Genomic DNA, 675 nt, shown 5'->3' with positions numbered 1-675 from the left:
TGAGTTATTAAGGTTAAGAAGTGCGCGTGAACACGCTCTTCTTAACCCAGACTCATATCTATGTTTTTAAATAGTCTCTATGCTCTCGTCGAGTCACAGATTCTGTATAAAACAGAAAGAAGTAATCGTGTCTTATTCAAAGATAAATCACTTGTTTCTATTTAATACCTATTGTATTTATTTGCACTCTAAGCTACCGAGGTTTGTAGTGGTGGAGCCAAACGGAGTCGAACCGTTGACCTCCTGCGTGCAAGGCAGGCGCTCTACCAACTGAGCTATGGCCCCATGTATAATGGTGGGTCTAGGTGGACTTGAACCACCGACCCCCGCGTTATCAACACGGTGCTCTAACCAGCTGAGCTACAGACCCTAGTACGTCCTAAAACGTAAGCTTAAACTAAAGAACAACTTGTTGTGAATTCTTGCTGACCGAATGCCGTCTATAAGGAGGTGATCCAGCCGCAGGTTCCCCTACGGCTACCTTGTTACGACTTCACCCCAGTCATCAACCACACCGTGGTGATCGCCGTCCTAAAAGGTTCGGCTAACCACTTCTGGTGCAATCAACTCCCATGGTGTGACGGGCGGTGTGTACAAGGCCCGGGAACGTATTCACCGCGGCATTCTGATCCGCGATTACTAGCGATTCCTACTTCATGGAGTCGAGTTGCAGAC

2 tRNA genes and 1 rRNA gene are annotated in these 675 nt (G+C 47.6%); all 3 read right to left on the bottom strand.

The features are described from left to right. Positions 1-209: 209 nt before the first annotated feature. A tRNA-Ala gene (locus JMX63_RS14420) sits at positions 210-285 on the bottom strand. Between the two features lie 8 nt (positions 286-293). Continuing rightward, a tRNA-Ile gene (locus tag JMX63_RS14415) sits at positions 294-370 on the bottom strand. Positions 371-443: 73 nt separating this feature from the next. Further along, positions 444-675, bottom strand: a 16S ribosomal RNA gene (locus JMX63_RS14410); the annotation flags it as partial.

It is taken from the genome of Psychrobacter nivimaris (genome assembly GCF_904846365.1).
Taxonomy (GTDB): domain Bacteria; phylum Pseudomonadota; class Gammaproteobacteria; order Pseudomonadales; family Moraxellaceae; genus Psychrobacter; species Psychrobacter nivimaris_B.
Note: the sequence above shows the minus strand (reverse complement) of the source record. Positions and strands in the feature narration are given on the sequence as shown.